Here is a 17,936-nt window from a genome sequence, read left to right on the forward strand (position 1 = left end):
TTATTTTTTTATTAAAATACAATAATTTAAATCAATTTATATCTTCCTTATTTATGACTATTTTTAAAGCAAAAATATCTAAAAAATTACCTGTATGACGTTTTTTTAAACAGCTTAATTGTCATAAAACCGAATATTGGAGATGAAATATTTCAATATCATGATCATTTTATGAATATTTGATGAAAAAACACCCTCTTTTTGTTCGAAAACACTTTTTTTTTACGACTAATTTACGGTGAATGGTGGGTCGTCATAGATCATCAATTGTGCTGCTATTCTGTTACAATAGCGCCGCATTTTTAAATTCATATAAAAGATCGGGGTTTTCTATGTCTACGCTTGCCACCCTAAAAGCGCTTCTTGCTAAACGCATTCTGATTATTGATGGTGCAATGGGAACGATGATCCAGCGCCATAAATTAGAAGAAGCTGACTACCGTGGTGAGCGTTTTGCCGATTGGGCACATGACTTAAAAGGTAATAATGACCTTTTAGTTTTGACACAGCCAGAAATCATTCAAGGCATTCATGAAGCTTACCTTGATGCTGGTGCAGACATTATTGAAACCAACAGCTTTAACGGCACACGTGTTTCTATGTCTGATTACCACATGGAAGACCTTGTTCCCGAAATTAACCGTGAAGCAGCCCGTTTAGCCAAAGCAGCCTGTGAAAAATATTCAACACCTGACAAACCTCGTTTTGTAGCGGGTGTACTCGGCCCAACATCGCGTACCTGTTCAATTTCACCAAATGTAAATGATCCTGCCTTTCGTAACATTACCTTTGATGCGCTAAAAGAAAACTATATTGAGGCCACTCATGCGCTGATTGAAGGTGGTGCAGATATCATTCTGATTGAAACCGTTTTTGATACATTAAACTGTAAAGCTGCAATTTTTGCGGTGAAAGAAGTCTTTAAGCAAATTGGTCATGAATTACCGCTCATGATTTCAGGGACTATTACCGATGCCTCAGGCCGTACCTTAACAGGTCAAACTGCCGAAGCATTCTGGAACTCTGTACGCCATGGTGACTTACTTTCAATTGGTTTTAACTGTGCCCTTGGTGCAGATGCCATGCGCCCTCACGTTAAAACTGTGTCTGATGTTGCTGATACTTTCATTTCTGCCCATCCAAATGCTGGCTTACCAAACGCTTTTGGTGAATATGACGAAACACCTGAGCAAACTGCTGCTTTCTTAAAAGAATTTGCAGAAAGTGGCCTCATTAACATTACAGGTGGATGCTGTGGTACCACACCAGATCATATTCGTGCTATTGCCAATGCTGTAAAAGACATTGCACCCCGTCAAACTCCTGAAACTAAGCCAGCTTGCCGCTTAAGTGGTTTAGAACCATTTAATATTTATGACGACTCATTGTTCGTTAACGTGGGTGAACGTACTAACGTTACAGGTTCAAAAAAATTCCTACGTTTAATTCGTGAAGAAAACTTTGCTGAAGCTTTAGAAGTTGCACAACAACAAGTGGAAGCTGGCGCACAGATTATTGACATTAACATGGATGAAGGGATGCTCGATTCGCAAAATGCGATGGTTCATTTCTTAAATCTTGTGGCATCTGAGCCAGATATTTCACGTGTGCCGATCATGATTGACTCATCAAAATGGGAAATCATTGAAGCAGGCTTAAAATGTGTACAAGGTAAACCCGTTGTTAACTCGATTTCCTTAAAAGAAGGTTACGACGAGTTTGTCGAAAAGGCTCGCCTCTGTCGTCAATATGGTGCTGCAATTATTGTGATGGCCTTTGATGAAACTGGTCAGGCCGACACTGCTGCACGTAAGCGTGAAATCTGTAAACGTTCTTATGATGTTTTGGTTAACGATGTAGGCTTCCCTGCTGAAGATATCATTTTTGACCCGAACGTGTTTGCAGTGGCAACAGGTATTGAAGAACACAATAACTATGGTGTCGATTTTATTGAAGCCACAGGTTGGATTAAACAGAACTTACCTCATGCCATGATTTCTGGTGGTGTATCGAACGTATCATTCTCATTCCGTGGAAATGAGCCTGTTCGTGAGGCAATTCACTCTGTGTTCTTGTACCATGCCATTAAACAAGGCATGACCATGGGGATTGTAAATGCCGGTCAGATGGCAATTTATGATGATATTCCTAAAGAACTCAAAGATGCAGTTGAAGATGTTGTTTTAAACCAGAACCAAGGTGAGTCTGGTCAAAACGCCACAGAGAAACTGCTGGAAGTCGCTGAAAAATACCGTGGTCATAGCGGAATGCAACGTGAAGCCGAAAACCTTGAATGGCGTAACGAACCTGTAGAAAAACGCCTTGAATATGCATTAGTCAAAGGTATTACCACATACATTGACGAAGATACAGAAGAAGCTCGCCTAAAAGCTAAACGTCCATTAGATGTGATTGAAGGCGCTTTGATGGACGGTATGAACGTGGTTGGTGACTTGTTCGGTTCAGGCAAAATGTTCTTACCACAGGTTGTGAAATCTGCACGTGTCATGAAGCAAGCTGTGGCTTGGCTCAACCCGTACATTGAAGCTGAAAAAACAGGTAGCCAATCTAAAGGTAAAGTCCTGATGGCAACTGTTAAGGGCGACGTACACGATATTGGTAAAAATATTGTGGGTGTTGTACTCGGTTGTAATGGTTACGACATTGTTGACCTTGGTGTGATGGTACCTTGCGAGAAAATCTTGCAAACTGCGATTGATGAAAAATGTGACATCATCGGTTTGTCAGGTCTGATTACTCCATCTTTAGATGAAATGGTGTTTGTTGCTAAAGAAATGCAACGTAAAGGCTTTGACATTCCTTTATTGATCGGTGGTGCTACGACATCGAAAGCACACACAGCAGTAAAAATTGACCCTCAGTACCATAACGATGCGGTGATTTATGTTGCTGATGCCTCACGTGCTGTAGGTGTTGCAACTACCCTGCTTTCGAAAGAAATGCGTGGAAAATTCATTGAAGAACACCGTGCTGAATATGCCAAAATTCGTGAGCGCTTAGCCAACAAACAACCAAAAGCTGCCAAACTGACTTATGCAGAGTCTATTAAAAACGGCTTTAAAATTGATGAAAGCTATGTTCCTGCAAAACCGAATCTTTTGGGAACTCAAGTTTTAACAAACTACCCGCTTGAAACATTGGTTGAATATTTTGACTGGACACCATTCTTCATTTCTTGGAGCTTGGCAGGTAAGTTCCCGAAAATTTTACAAGATGAAGTGGTTGGCGAAGCTGCAACAGATTTGTACAACCAAGCTCAAGCAATGTTGAAAGATATTATCGACAACAACCTTTTTGATGCACGTGCTGTATTTGGTATGTTCCCTGCTCAGCGCACTGACGCCGACACCGTCAGCGTATTTGATGAAGCGGGTCAAAATGTTACGCATACATTTGAACACTTACGTCAGCAATCAGACAAAGTAACAGGTAAACCAAACTTGTCTTTAGCAGATTACATTCGTACTGACCGTGAGCAACAGGACTACTTGGGCGGATTCACTGTATCGATTTTTGGTGCAGAAGAATTAGCAAACGAGTACAAAGCCAAAGGTGATGACTACTCTGCAATTTTAGTTCAGTCATTGGCTGACCGTTTTGCTGAAGCCTTTGCCGAACACTTACATGAACGCATTCGTAAAGAGTTCTGGGGTTATAAAGCAGATGAAACACTGACCAATGAAGAGCTGATTAAAGAGAAATATGTCGGTATTCGCCCTGCGCCGGGTTACCCAGCTTGTCCAGAGCACTCTGAAAAAGCAGTATTGTTTGACTGGTTAGGTTCTACCGATAAAATTGGTACTAAACTCACTGAACACTTTGCAATGATGCCGCCATCTTCGGTGAGTGGTTTCTACTATTCACACCCTCAAAGTGAATACTTTAACGTGGGTAAAATCTCTCAAGACCAACTTGAAGATTATGCAAAACGTAAAGGTTGGACACTTGATGAGGCCAAACGTTGGTTAGGGCCGAATTTAGATGATTCGATTGTTTAAGTTTTAGGTTATAAATGAATCCCCTCGAATGAGGGGATTTTTTATTTTTGTTCAAATACCCCTGTAATATGAGTCATACCATTAAGTGTATTTGCTCCTGCATTTACATTATGAAAATAAAAGGTTTGTCTATCACTATCTGAAGTTATGCCAGAACAAGGGATTTCTCGATTTCCGCACATGAACTCTTGTTCACCAATTATTGTTTTAACGCTTAAATGTCCTGCAAGCTCTTGAATGATAGATATATCAATTAATTCATTACTATTTTTAAAACCTAGATTATAAATTTTTTGATCATTTTTAACTGTAGCTATATAACGATTGTGAATAGGCAACATTACTATTTTTTGATCACCAAATTGTAAGTCACTATAAGTTTTAGGTATGCTCACATTTACACTAACATTTAGTTTCGTATTATTAGTGTGATCAATCAATTCTATATTTTCTAGATTAAAATCTATATTTTTTTGATCTTCCTTCCAAAACTGATCGCTCAATTTCTCTATATTTGTAAAATCCCCACCTTTATATACCAAACTAATTAATGCATTACTTTTCACCTTGTTTTCATAAAATATTATACTTAAATATGAAATATCTTCATTTTTCTTCAAAGTAAATTTTTTTGTAGTGTATATTAATTCATTATTATAATATTGCTTTGACTCTTCAAAATCTATAATTTTAAAAATACTTCCATTAATAGCAATATCATTAACTTTGATAGCTGAAAACCTATCTTTTTGAAACAATGGCCAATTTGAAGGAACCGTAAAATTTATATTTCCAGACACAACTACGGGAACTCTATTTCCGACCTCCTCTCCGTTTATAGAAGTTACTGAGAACTCATTTTTGGACTGATTCAAATCAAAACTCAATTTAAATTTATCCCCGAAATTTTCTATCTTATATGTCGTACTATCTGGACAAGTTAAGATTGGTAAACATATAAGTGCCTTATTTAAAGTATCCTTCCATACCAAATAATCTAAACTCGCTATATTTGAATAAGGTTTTAATGAAATAGAGCCCAAGAGCTTTTTTCCCTGTCCCGTTAAATTAATCAAGACAGCCTCAGTAGGTTCATTACCATAGGCAATTAGGTCATAGTTGGTTATGGCTGGGTTCAATTCAACCTTTTCATTAACACTAACGCCTTGTATAAACAATGTATTATCTTTATTTGGTACTATACTTTGGTTATTTTCACCACATCCAGTCAACATTAAAAAACTTAATAGACTAAACTGTATTTTTTTCATTTTTTCAAATCCTATTTATAATTTTTATTCATCTTATAACACATAATTATTTAAACCAAACCTTCAAAATAGCCAACTTCCTGTTAATTGATGTCTACATTTCATTAGCATATTGAGATAAAAAATCTCCCAACTTTTAAGATTGAGAGATTTCAAAGAATCTATTTCAATACTACTTACATCAAGTAGACATTACTTTTACTTCAAATGTGACTTAATCTTCTCTTTAACTGCTTCAGTTGAAATACCATATCGATCATGCAAAATAGGTAAAGCCCCTGCATCTAAAAATGCATCTGGCAAACCAATCATGTCAAAAAGAGAGTGTTGCCTATTTCTTAAAAGTAGTGACCCAACCGCTTCCCTAAACCACTAATCACAGAATGATTTTCGGCAGTTAAAACAGGACGTCCGCCTTTACCGACTTCATCCAAAATAGTTTGTTCATCTAAAGGCTTAATTGTAGGTACATGCAGCACTGAAACCTTAATGCCCTCTTTTTCAAGCTCTTCGGCTGCCTCAAGTGCACGCATGTTTATAAACCTGCTGGAATAAGATTCTCTTGCTTAAATCCTACTAAGTTTCATTTATCAATTTGAGGAACTTTTAAGCTTTTATATGCTCACATTACATGAATTTCCTCAACTCTCAAGTGATGCATCATCTCTCGAATAAATACAAAGTAGGTAAAAATATAAAGCTGATCTGGAGAGACTTGGCTTGTGTAGTAGCTCAAATGCTCAATAAAGTCATTGAATCCATGCTCAAGCTCAATCCGGCTGATTTGCTTTTAAGCACTAAAAAATAACTCACTGAGTTGTGTCATGGCTGCATCAGACGTAACAGCTACACCACTTATATTTAGATTTCTTAAAGGCTGCGACTCTATGATTTCTTCAATAAAATAAATCATTTTTTCAATAGCAAGCTCATCAATCACACCATGGCTGATGCTTTTTGACTCAATAAAACCCAAGCCCTGTTCAAGTTGGATATGTTGGTTGTCTATGTCAAATGACAGGCCATTAAGACCGAGTGAAAATTTTAAAGCCGAGTCAGAATGAGTCATAAAAATAGCTTACTGTTGAATTTTGATAATAAAGTTAATTTGTTTATAACCTTAAATAGTGTCAGTTTGTTCAATACCTAAAATTAACTGAGTTAATAATCATTAACACCATATAATGAAAAACTCTTTAAAAAGATGAAAAATCAATTTTATATTCATCAATATCCTACCATTACAAAATAGAGTATAAGCATGAAAAAATTAGTAATTTTAAGTTTTACGATCTATAGCTTTGCACAAATTGCGAATGCAGCCACATTAAATGTAAAGCCGTATGGCACCACTCAAGATGGTCAAAAAGTTGATCTATACACCATGAGCAATAACAAAGGAGTCTCTGTATCTTTTATTAGTTTTGGTGGGGTAGTTACACAGATTTTGACTCCCGATGCGCAAGGTAAACAAAATAATATCGTTTTGGGCTTCGATGATCTAAAAGGCTATGAAGTCACTGATACCAAGGAAGGCATTCATTTTGGTGGATTAATTGGTCGTTATGCGAACCGTATTGGCAATGCTAAATTTAGCTTAGATGGAAAAACGTATAACCTTGAAAAAAATAATGGACCGAATTCATTACATAGCGGTAATCCTGGTTTTGATAAACGTATTTGGCAAGTTAAGCCCCTCGTTTCTAAAGGTGAAACCGTCAAAGCTTCTCTTAAGTTAACCAGTCCAAATGGTGATCAAGGTTTTCCCGGGAAATTAGATGTGGAGGTGATCTACAGTCTTTCAGATCAAAATGAATTCCAGATTGAATATAAGGCTAAAACTGATCAACCTACAGTCGTCAATCTCACCAATCACAGTTATTTCAACTTGTCAGGTGCTGGGAACAACCCTTATGGCGTACTCGATCATGTGGTACAGCTCAATGCAGACCGTGTATTGGTAACCGATCAAAATTCGTTACCAACAGGTGAAATTGCTTCAGTTGTAGGTACACCTTTTGATTTTCGGACTCCTAAAGCAATTGTAAAAGATATTCGAGCGAATCATCAGCAATTGGCGTATGGATATGGCTATGACCAAACTTGGGTGATTAACCAAAAGTCTCAAGGGAAATTAAATCTTGCTGCTAGTGTTGTTGACCCAAAATCTAAACGGTCTATGCAGGTCCTAACCACTAAACCAAGCGTTCAAATGTATACGGCGAATCATTTACTAGGAAATGTTGCAGGTGCAAACGGTGTACTTTATCGACAAGCAGATGCTCTAGCATTAGAGACACAGCATTTTCCAGACAGCCCCAATCAACCGACTTTTCCGTCTACTCGTTTGAACCCAAATCAAACGTATAACAGTGTCACCGTATTTAAATTTGGTATTCAAAAATAGTCTTTTGAATTGGAACTATATTTATCTAAAAAAGACTCTCAGTTTAATATGACTGAGAGTCTTTTCATTTATTTAACTTTTGTGTTTGGTAAAAATGCGGTTGCGAAGCCTAATAATGGTAACAATGAACACAATCCAAATACCCATTCAATGCCGTTAACATCGGCCAAATGCCCTAAGCCTGCTGCAGCAATACCACTTACCCCAAACATAAGACCAAACATTAAACCAGCAATCATCCCCACACGGCCTGGAACAGCTTCTTGTGCGTAAACTACCATTGCAGCAAAGGCAGACGACAACACCAAACCAGTAATAATTGATAAGACTGTTGTCCAAAACAAGTTTGCATACGGCATCATTAATGCAAATGGAGCCATACCCACAAATGAAACCCAGATAACAGCTTTACGACCAATCTTGTCACCAATTGGGCCACCTGCAAATGTACCTAAAGCAACAGCTGCCAAAAACGCAAACAAATGCAACTGAGCGGTCTGGATGCTGATATGGAACTTTTGAATTAAGTAAAAAGTGAAGTAGTTGCTAATGCTGGCAATGTAGGTAAATTTAGCGAACATCAACACACTAATGGTGCTCAAGGCAATAATGAGCTTACGACCATGTAATTTACTCTGTGCTTGGTTTACACGTGTAGCTACCTGATTTTTTGCATGACCAATCGTCCAACGGCTTACACCAAATAAAACCCAAATGGCTAAAAGTGCAAATATAACTAAACCCGCAACTGCATGCTGTCCAAACGGTACAATCAGTAAAGCTGCTAACAATGGGCCAATGGCAGTGCCTGTATTTCCACCCACCTGAAAAGTCGATTGAGCCGTACCAAAACGTCCACCCGATGCCATTCGAGCCACACGTGAAGCTTCAGGGTGAAAAGTTGCAGAACCTACCCCAATCAGCGCGGATGCACATAACAACACAGTAAAGCTTGGTGAAAATGCCAACAAGATAATGCCGGAAAATGTGACGACCATTCCCAGTGGTAGAAGATAAGGTTTTGGATGTTTATCAGTATAAAGTCCAATCCAAGGCTGTAGCAGTGAACCTGTAATTTGATATACAAACGAAATCAGGCCAACTTGGGCAAAACTCAGCGAGAAGTTTGCTTTTAGCATTGGATAGATGGCTGGTAACACGGCTTGAATTAAATCATTCAGTAAATGTGCAACCGCCACGGCGCCTACAATTTTAATAATCATTCCTTGAGGCTGATCATTTGCAACGGTATTGGCAATACCATCTTTCAATTGTATTGAAGACGTCATACCTGAAAAACTCCAATATTTTAAGTAAGGTCCTTATTGTAAATTGTCGCTTATAAAGTTATCTTCCAATAATCATCGTATAAGTGACAATTTTTAGGATAAATTATGTCCGATTCTCTTATTCAGTCTGATTTGTCTGAACTTGTGATTGGGCTATCTTCTGAGCATGCCTACCGAGAAATCACACCGACTCATACACATACCCGCGCTCAGTTTTTGTATGCATCAACAGGAAACATTCAGGTGTTTACACCAAATAATGTCTGGATTGTGCCACCCATGTGTGCGTTATGGATTCCTGCCCATGTCGAGCATAGTGTCATTTCACTGAGTCACGTTAAGTTAAATACAGCATTGGTTGAAGTAAATGCAGCTGCTTTAATGGGGCAACATTGCTTTATTATTCGGGTGAGCAACCTTTTGCATGAGCTTTTGATTCGTTTAAATGAAATTGAACAAGAGGAGACTCCAAATATTGTCACCTCTCAAGAGCTTTCTCGTTCTTTACAAATTTTGATTTTTGAAGAAATTCATCGAGCCAATTTGCTGCCTATCCAGATTCCGTGGCCAAAAGACAAACGATTATTAAAAATTTGCCAAGCGTTATTACACGCGCCTAATCACTCAAAAGATTTAACAGATTGGGCTGATGATATTGGTGCGAGTTCGAGAACCTTAATGCGTATGTTCCAAAAAGAAACTGGCCTATCTTATCGGGCATGGATACAGCAAATGCATATCGCACTTGCCTTGAGTAAAATTGCGAATGGTGAATCTATTGCTCAAATTTCCGAATCACTGGGGTATACCAACCCCAGCGCGTTCAGTGCGATGTTTAAACGACATCTCGGAAAAACACCTCAGCAATTTAGAAGTGCTGCGATGTCGTTATAAGTCTTTTTTTTTGCAGGTAGGTCATGCTTTTCGAGCAAATCATCGAAATCATGATAGACATGAAGTTCTCGATCTTTGCCGGTTCTCGCATGATCTAAACGCTGTTCTGGATCAACCAAAACGAGTGTATGACCATCATCAATCAGACGATCTACACCTTCTAAGAACATACGCTTACCCACCTCATGGATAAGTGAAATCTGGGTCAAATCAATCACGATTGTGCTTTGGTCAGTCGTCTCGTCTTGTAAAATACGCAACAACATTTCAGCTTCAGTAAATTTCAATACCCCCCGAAGCACATACACACTTAATGATGCATCTTTTCCTGTGCGATAGTGGCTTTGTACAATGGTTTGTGCAGAAGGTGTACCTTCCATGAGATGTAATCCCATGTCACGAGATAATCGTTCTAAAATATCGATACCTCGAATACTATGACCATGCTCATCTAGTCGAGGTGAAAAAGCAGCAATACTGACCTGACCCGGCAGCACACCCAAAATACCGCCAGCTACACCACTTTTAGCAGGAATACCTACAGTTGAAAGCCAGTCACCCGCGGCATCATACATACCACAGCTCATCATGACACTGAGTACTTGTCTCACTACGGATCGGTTCAATAAGCGTTTTCCGGTTTTAGGGTCTACCCCACCATTGGCAAGTACACTGCCCATACGTACCAGATCTTTAACCGTCACCAAAATCGCACATTGACGAATGTAACCATTCACAATATCGACAGGGTCAGTTTCCAAAATCCCTACAGTTCGCAACATATAACCGATCGAAAGATTACGATAGGCAGTTTTGACTTCCGAATCGTAAACAGACTCATCAAAACTTAATTCACGGCCTGCAAGCTCGCTCATAAAACGGCGTAGAATTTCTGCACTGTGTAGACCATGTTTGACCTGAATCAATGAATGTACAGTAATTGCGCCAGAGTTGATCATCGGGTTTTTCGGACGGCCATCTTTACCCAATGAAATTTCATTGAAAGCTTCCCCTGAAGGTTCCACCCCGACTTTAGCGAGTACCGCATCAATGCCAAGCTGTTGTAAAACATAAGCATATACAAACGGTTTAGAAATTGACTGTATGGTGAATTCAGTATCATCATCGCCGATCGAATAAATTTCACCATCTACCGTAGACATTGCCAAAGCCAATCGGTCTGGATTTGCATTTGCCAACTCTGGAATATAGTCAGCTAGATGCCCGCTATTATCTACCTCACAGGCTTCTATCACATTTGCCAAATAATCTGGGAGAGGGGTTTTCATGGTCCGTAACCTTAAATGAGGAGATTTGCGCTTTAGAGCAATTTTTCAGCACAACCTGCTGATAATATTAAAATTATACTTTTTGAATGAATTAAAAATCACGATATAAGTATTGTAATTCCGTTGACTTCTTTATTTCAAGCTCATTATACCTTTTTCAAAACTTTAAATAGAGGATTAGATTATTCTTTCTACAAATAACACTCCATTTAAATGATCGACTTCATGTTGAACAATACGAGCTGGAAAACCGTGAAAAATCGTTTCAACGAATTCACCCTGAAGTGTTGAATATTTAACCTTTACCATTTCTGCGCGTTCAACTTGTCCACGTTCATCTGGCACGCTTAAGCAACCTTCTTCACCTAAGAGGGTTTCATTCGAAAACTCTAAAATTTCAGGATTCACCATCACTACCGCATCCATTTCAGGTGCGTCGGGATAGCGAGGGTTTGGTCGAGACGCCACAATAATGACTCGTTTAGAGATATAGACTTGAGGTGCAGCAATTCCTACACCATTGCGTTCAAGCATAGTGGCATGCATGGCGGCTGCAAGCCCATAAAGCCAATCACTGTTCAGCTCACTAGATGAGACAGGTGCAGCAATCAGTTTTAAAATGTCTTCACCGCGCTTAGCTACAGGTAAAACTACACTCATCCCTTGAATCTCTCATTAAACTAGCTATGACAAGTTTTATTGTGTCGCTGAACGGCTCAAAAGAAAAGCCATTCCTACATCTGTTTTTGTTTCATCTAATGCATTTTTAGTTTTAAACCATTTTGTCTTTTCTTGGTTAACCCAATCTACACTCATCTATAGCACAAATTTCCTCCATTTACTTTTACTTCACTTTTCCATTAATATCCAAGCTTCGATTACAACAATTAAGTAAAAAATGGATCAAGAATTAACGTTGCAGGATGCGAACTATCTGAATAAAGAAGATAAACGAACCCTCGCCCTTTCTTCACTCGGTGGCGCTTTAGAGTTTTACGATTTTGTGATTTATGTGTTCTACGCCAAAATCATTTCCGACCTCTTTTTCCCAAGTACGCTTAGTCCATTTTGGGCCATGCTCAATACTTACGGTATTTTTGCAGCAGGTTACTTTTTTAGGCCGTTAGGTGGAGTTGTGATGGCCCATTTTGGCGATCTAGTTGGGCGAAAAAAACTATTTTCGCTTTCTATTTTACTGATGGCTCTGCCTACTCTGTTTATCGGGATATTGCCCACTTTTGAAAATATTGGTTATTTGGCACCACTACTTTTATTGCTCATGCGTGTGGTGCAAGGTATTGCGATTGGAGGTGAAATTCCTGCCGCGTGGACATTTGTGTCTGAACATGTTCCCGAAAGAAAAATTGGACTGGCCAATGGTTTATTAACTGCCGGACTGTCTTTAGGAATTTTATTGGGCGCACTGATGTCTTTATGGATTTCACTGAATTTTAGTGAGGGACAGATTCACGACTGGGCTTGGCGTATTCCTTTCATTGCAGGCGGTATTTTTGGCCTTGTAGCACTTTATTTACGGACCTATTTAAAAGAAACACCTGTGTTTAAAGCAATGCAGGCACGCAAAGAAATCTCAAAAGAAATGCCAGTTAAACAAGTGCTAAAAACACATAAAACAGCCGTTGTGATTGGCATGTTATTTACATGGTTTTTAACAGGCTGTGTGGTGGTGGTGATTTTAGCCATGCCAAATTTATTAACTGGTACGTTTGGCTTTGAGCGCGCCCAAACTTTTGAAATGCAAAGTGCAGCCATTGTCATGCAAATGGTTGGCTGTATTTTGGCAGGCTATTTTGCTGACCGTTTTGGCTGTGGCAAAGTGATGATGGTAGGTGCGCTTGCCGTAGCACTCACAGCAGCAGTTTTTTATAACAGTTTGGGGCACGCCGCACATTCAACCATTTTTGGCTTATATATGTTGCTAGGTCTTTGCTCAGGCACTGTTGGCATGGTGTCGAGCAGCATGGTCAAAATGTTCCCTGCACCTGTTCGCTTCTCGGGCATTTCATTTTCTTATAATTTGTCATATGCAATTGTTGGTGGTATGACGTTGCCTTTAGTCCATTGGCTTAGTCAATATAGTGATATTGGTGCGATGTATTATATTTTTGCGCTCACCATTTTGGCCTTTGTGACTGCGTTTGTATTTTGGAATAAGTTTGAAAAATCCAGATATTAAAAGTTTTAATTGATTAAAAAACCACGCAACGGGCGTGGTTTTTTTAATGTTGTTCACTTTAGAACGTAAAACCGATATTAAAGTTAATACGGTATAACCATTTGTCGCTGTTTGGCGAAGTAGCCGAGGTATAACCTGTTGAGTTGGTCGCCCCACCAATAATATTGGAGTTTTTTCCCCACGTGTAATCTGCCCAAACCATAAATGGTGAAGCTATAAACATCATGCCTGTAGTGTTCATTTGCGAATCTGACCAATCATCACGTTTTTTATCGAGATAGCTATAGTCATTATAAAACTTAATCGCTTTTAGCTTACCCATGTTAGTGACTGGTAAAGTGTAGGCAAGGTTTAAACTGGCAATCGTTCCTTCCGAAGCAATGAAATAGGCAGGCGTAAAACCATTATTGCCCATTAAAGTCATATCACTATTTACACCATCTGGATTTTTAGCGTCGTATTGATAGTGAATGACTGAACTTTGTAAGTTAAAGCGCTTGTAGTTGTTGTCGGTATGCAAACCAACCGCATAATACTTGCCATCTTTATCGGTGACTTTGTTATGTAACTGGGCAATCGCACCAGACACACCAACCTCTTGCTTACCAAAATCAGTTTCTAACTTACGCACAATGCGAGTATTAAACTGATGGCGCTTTTCATTCTGGTAGGCCTTTTGAGATGGAAATGCATTTTCTTCCAAGTCATCATAAGTTGCACTTTCAGGTGAATAACGCAAGTTGGTCTCTAGCATTTGCGGGTAATAACCGAGTTTTACATCCCAATCTTTGTCGTGATAATTCCAGTTAATCCCCGGTGCAATATTGTTGCCATAACCTAAAAAGAATGGAATGTGGTAGGTCCAGCCATTTTGCGGATATGGATAAATGGTAAATGGCTTATAGACCAAACCTGCTTCAATACTGTTATTGGCATCTAAGTTATAGCCAACATATGCTTTTTCAATTGAGGTTTTCTGTTGGTCTTGGAACAGATAGCTCGCATTGATATATGCATCATCAAACTTACCTTTTAGGTCTACCCTGAAAATATCAAAATAGAGCTTACCAAAACCACGGTTTGGCCCTTCCCAATCTTCATAGCGCTGATTTAACCGAACCACCCCACCTAACTTTAAAGAGTCAGTTCCATCATCACTTTTCCATTCAAGTAATGAGTCTTTTGCAAACGCACTTGCACTCATCCCCATAGCGAGTGGTGCAATGAATGCTATGATCAATGAAGTCTTTTTCATCTCTACATCCTTGATTGAGTTCCAGCATCCTGCTGGAACTTTATTTGTTTTACCTGTAAAACTTCGTTTTTATTGTTTTTTAGATAAAAAAATATATCTAAAAAAAGGATGGCTTAGCAGCTCCCATCGCATATGTACTAAACCATCCAAACTGGTTAATACAGTTTCTTTTGCGGTGGACCCGCAAAGTTTAATGGTCCAATCGAGTTCATATCGAGCTCAATTACCGTTGGTCCTTTAAATGCAACCGCCTCTTGAATGACAGTTTTAAACTCATCTGCACTACCGACTTTCCAGCTCTTCACACCCATTGATTCGCCAAGAAGTTTGTAGTCTGGTGTATGCAATTCATTGAAATACTGACGACCACCAAAGTAGTTATTTTGAATGCCACGCATTACGCCATAGCCACCATCATTCATAATCATTAAGACCATGTTGGTGTTTTCTTGCACCATGGTCGCAATTTCGCCAATGCCAAGCATTAAGCCGCCATCGCCTACCAAACCAATCACTTTTTTGTCAGGGTTAGCAACCGAAGCACCAATTGCAGTTGCAAGACCTAAACCAATTGCACCTGCAAGTGAGTGAATGTTTTGGTTCGGTGCTTGTACAGGGAACAAGCGACTACCCCATGTACTACCCGACATGGTGATGTCACGTACAAAAATGCCGTCTTGAGGTAAAGCTGCACGCAAGTGATCACAAATTAAAGCATATTGGTCGATTTGCTTACGCAGTGCATCAATTGCAGCTTGTTTTGCAGCAACTACAGCAGCATCGTAATCGGCATCAACTTTTGAAGTACCTTGAAGCTGTTCCAACACACGTGTTAAGACATCTTTGGCATCACCACAAATGAAGTTGCGAATTTTGTAATTACGTTGTTGAGCCATTGGGTTAGCATCAACCTGAATAATGTTTTCAGGGAACTCAACCGAATAAGTTTTGGTTTCATTACTACGTAAACGAGAACCCAATACAACCATTAAGTCAGCATCTTTTAATAACTGCTCAACCGCTGCAGAGTTGTGGAATGCACCTAAACTACGTGGATGATCATCTGCCAATACGCCACGACCGTGTGTAGATGACACAACCGGAATACCTAAATCTGCAATTGCTTTAACTTCGGCAACACTATTTAAAGTTCCACCGCCAATCCAGAAAATTGGGCGTTTTGCTTTTTTGATTTCACTCACAAGAAGATCAATTTCAGCTTGATCAGCTTGTGGCAATTGCAATGCTTTGACTGGCCCAAGGTTAAGTGGCAAATCAATTTCTGCCGCTTGTACATCAATTGGCAACTCAACACTTACCGGCCCCATTGGAACAGTGGTTGCCACACGGATAGCTTCACGAATTACGCCCACTGCATTGTCTGGACTTGTGATACGAAATGCCGCTTTGCTTGATGCACGTAAAAACGTAAGTTGGTCTTTGGTTTCGTGAATGAAACTTGCATCACGGTCAAGATATTCACGCTCAACCTGACCTGTTAAATGCAATACAGGGCTACCCGCATTCATCGCTTCAATCAGTGAACCCACCGCATTACCAGCGCCAGCACCAGTACTGGTCAGTGCTACACCCAAGCCTTTAAAGCGTGAATGTGCATCTGCCATAGTTACCGCACCCGCTTCACCACGAGCAGCAACAAAACGCATTTTTTCACGGCGTCCTACTGCGTCGGCAATAGGTAAATTGTGAATGGAAATAACACCATAAATACTATCAACTTGGTGCGCTTCTAAAACTCTTGCGATTGCTTCGCCTACATTTACACGTTCAGTCATGTCTGTTCCTCAAAATTTGTTTTTCAATCCTTGAATCTATTAATCGCACCAAGGGTTAGGCTGTTCATTCAGCCCCATATAAATACTCTTTTGCTGCATGTACGATAAAATGCCCAAACGGCCTTTTTCGCGCCCGATACCACTGTCTTTAAAGCCACCAAACGGCGCACTAATCGAGAACTTTTTGTAGGTATTAATCCACACGGTTCCCACTTCTAACACACGGGCAATACGCCAAGCTTTACGGTAACTTTCAGTCCAGATACCAGCTGCAAGACCAAAACAACTGTCATTGGCTTGAGCAATCAAATCTTGCTCGTTGTCATATTTCATGACGACTAAAACAGGGCCAAAAATCTCTTCCTGACAGGTTTGGGCACTATTACTTAAACCCGTAATAATAGTGGGTAAGTAATAACTGCCTTTGGCATAGTCACCAGTTGTTAATGCTTCGCCACCAACCAAAACTTGACCACCTTCGCTTTTAGCAAGCTGCACATAGCGATCAACTGACTGCAAATGTTTTTCATTTACGAGTGGCCCTAAATGCACACCAGCCTGTTCAGGATGGCCCACGCGTAAGCCTTTGGTAATCTCAACCAGACGCGTTAAAAACTGATCGTAAAGACTGCTATGAATAAACAAGCGAGAACCTGCGATACACGCTTGGCCTGCCGAACTAAAAATACCGTACGCTACGCCTTTGGCAGCCAGTTCTACATCGGCATCCGGCAAAACGATTGTTGGTGACTTGCCACCTAGCTCAAGCGATGTGGTAATGAGTTTGTCCGCAGCAATATGCGCCAAATGACGACCCGTGGTTGTTCCTCCTGTAAAAGAGATTTTACGAACCAACGGATGTTGAGCAATTGCATCACCAATCACCGAACCACGACCAACTAACACACTGAGTAAGCCTTTTGGTAAACCTGCTTCTTCAAAAATTTTGGCAAGTTCTAAAGCAATCAGTGAAGTTGCTTCTGCTGGTTTTAACACCACTGCATTTCCCGCTGCTAAAGCTGGGGCAAGCTTTTGAACTTCACTCGCAATTGGAGAGTTCCAAGGTGTAATTGCTGCCACAACACCTACAGGTTCATGCACGCTCATGGTCATAAAATCTGGAGCGCGTTGAGTCGTTAGTTCATCATTCAGCGTTTCACACGCCGCTGCAACATAACGCGCAGTCGCCGCAGCACTCATCACCAAACCACGTGTTTCGGTTAAAGGCTTACCATTATCGCGTGTTTGTAATTTTGCTAATTCATCTGCACGCGCTTCAATAATGTCTGCAACTTTGTAGAGAATACGTGCGCGCTCATGCGGCAAGCTGTTTCTCCAGTTGGGTTGACGCCAAGCCTGATCAGCCTTTTCAATTGCTTCATTCACATCTTCAAGCGTTGCAGTCGAAATTTCTGCATTGACAGACTGATCTGCCGGAAACAGGCTTTGGATGACCGCACCGCGGCCCAAACGCCATTCACCTGCAATATAAATTTCCTTTGCCATGATCAAATCCTTC

11 protein-coding genes and 2 pseudogenes are annotated in these 17,936 nt (G+C 39.9%); 4 read left to right on the top strand and 9 right to left on the bottom strand.

Annotated features, from left to right (window positions below; genetic code table 11):
* The first annotated feature begins 332 nt into the window (after positions 1 to 332).
* Positions 333 to 4,019 (top strand): methionine synthase, encoded by a 3,687-nt coding sequence (metH, locus tag F936_RS14475; RefSeq protein WP_005048406.1) that lies wholly within the window; start codon positions 333 to 335, stop codon positions 4,017 to 4,019.
* 41 nt (positions 4,020 to 4,060) lie between these two features.
* Here the strand turns inward: metH and F936_RS14480 are convergent, their stop codons facing one another.
* The 3 genes and pseudogenes from F936_RS14480 to F936_RS14490 form a co-directional block, all read right to left on the bottom strand.
* Positions 4,061 to 5,290 (bottom strand): hypothetical protein, encoded by a 1,230-nt coding sequence (locus F936_RS14480; protein ID WP_005048408.1) that lies wholly within the window; start codon positions 5,288 to 5,290, stop codon positions 4,061 to 4,063.
* 198 nt (positions 5,291 to 5,488) lie between these two features.
* Positions 5,489 to 5,826, bottom strand: a pseudogene (locus F936_RS14485) (transketolase C-terminal domain-containing protein); the annotation flags it as partial.
* An 86-nt stretch (positions 5,827 to 5,912) separates the two neighbouring features.
* Positions 5,913 to 6,359, bottom strand: a pseudogene (locus F936_RS14490) (hypothetical protein).
* A gap of 192 nt (positions 6,360 to 6,551) precedes the next feature.
* Between F936_RS14490 and F936_RS14495 the strand changes: the two are divergent.
* Positions 6,552 to 7,697, top strand: a complete 1,146-nt coding sequence (locus F936_RS14495) for an aldose epimerase family protein (protein ID WP_005048415.1) — start codon at positions 6,552 to 6,554, stop codon at positions 7,695 to 7,697.
* Between the two features lie 68 nt (positions 7,698 to 7,765).
* On the opposite strand, the gene F936_RS14500 is transcribed toward F936_RS14495, so the two are convergent.
* A complete protein-coding gene (locus F936_RS14500) occupies positions 7,766 to 8,986 on the bottom strand; it encodes an MFS transporter (RefSeq protein ID WP_005048417.1) in 1,221 nt (406 codons plus the stop codon).
* A gap of 105 nt (positions 8,987 to 9,091) precedes the next feature.
* Here F936_RS14500 and F936_RS14505 point away from each other — a divergent pair, with 105 nt between their 5' ends.
* Positions 9,092 to 9,880, top strand: a complete 789-nt coding sequence (locus tag F936_RS14505; protein ID WP_005048419.1) for an AraC family transcriptional regulator — start codon at positions 9,092 to 9,094, stop codon at positions 9,878 to 9,880.
* Here F936_RS14505 and F936_RS14510 read toward each other — a convergent pair.
* Together F936_RS14510 and def are read right to left on the bottom strand one after the other, a co-directional pair.
* Complete coding sequence (locus F936_RS14510) at positions 9,847 to 11,169, bottom strand: glutaminase (RefSeq protein ID WP_005048422.1); 1,323 nt, start codon at positions 11,167 to 11,169, stop codon at positions 9,847 to 9,849. The genes F936_RS14505 and F936_RS14510 overlap by 34 nt on opposite strands.
* Before the next feature lie 177 nt (positions 11,170 to 11,346).
* Complete coding sequence (def, locus tag F936_RS14515) at positions 11,347 to 11,829, bottom strand: peptide deformylase (RefSeq protein WP_005048425.1); 483 nt, start codon at positions 11,827 to 11,829, stop codon at positions 11,347 to 11,349.
* Positions 11,830 to 12,067: 238 nt separating this feature from the next.
* On the opposite strand from def, the gene F936_RS14520 reads away from it, so the two are divergent.
* Positions 12,068 to 13,366, top strand: a complete 1,299-nt coding sequence (locus F936_RS14520) for an MFS transporter (protein WP_005048427.1) — start codon at positions 12,068 to 12,070, stop codon at positions 13,364 to 13,366.
* 58 nt (positions 13,367 to 13,424) lie between these two features.
* Here F936_RS14520 and F936_RS14525 read toward each other — a convergent pair whose 3' ends face one another.
* From F936_RS14525 to F936_RS14535, 3 genes are all read right to left on the bottom strand, one after another.
* Positions 13,425 to 14,621 (bottom strand): hypothetical protein, encoded by a 1,197-nt coding sequence (locus tag F936_RS14525; protein ID WP_005048429.1) that lies wholly within the window; start codon positions 14,619 to 14,621, stop codon positions 13,425 to 13,427.
* 155 nt (positions 14,622 to 14,776) lie between these two features.
* A complete protein-coding gene (locus tag F936_RS14530; protein WP_005048431.1) occupies positions 14,777 to 16,417 on the bottom strand; it encodes a thiamine pyrophosphate-binding protein in 1,641 nt (546 codons plus the stop codon).
* A 39-nt stretch (positions 16,418 to 16,456) separates the two neighbouring features.
* Positions 16,457 to 17,923 (bottom strand): aldehyde dehydrogenase, encoded by a 1,467-nt coding sequence (locus tag F936_RS14535; RefSeq protein WP_005048434.1) that lies wholly within the window; start codon positions 17,921 to 17,923, stop codon positions 16,457 to 16,459.
* Positions 17,924 to 17,936: the final 13 nt, after the last annotated feature.

Source organism: Acinetobacter calcoaceticus DSM 30006 = CIP 81.8 (assembly GCF_000368965.1).
In the GTDB taxonomy this organism is placed as follows: domain Bacteria; phylum Pseudomonadota; class Gammaproteobacteria; order Pseudomonadales; family Moraxellaceae; genus Acinetobacter; species Acinetobacter calcoaceticus.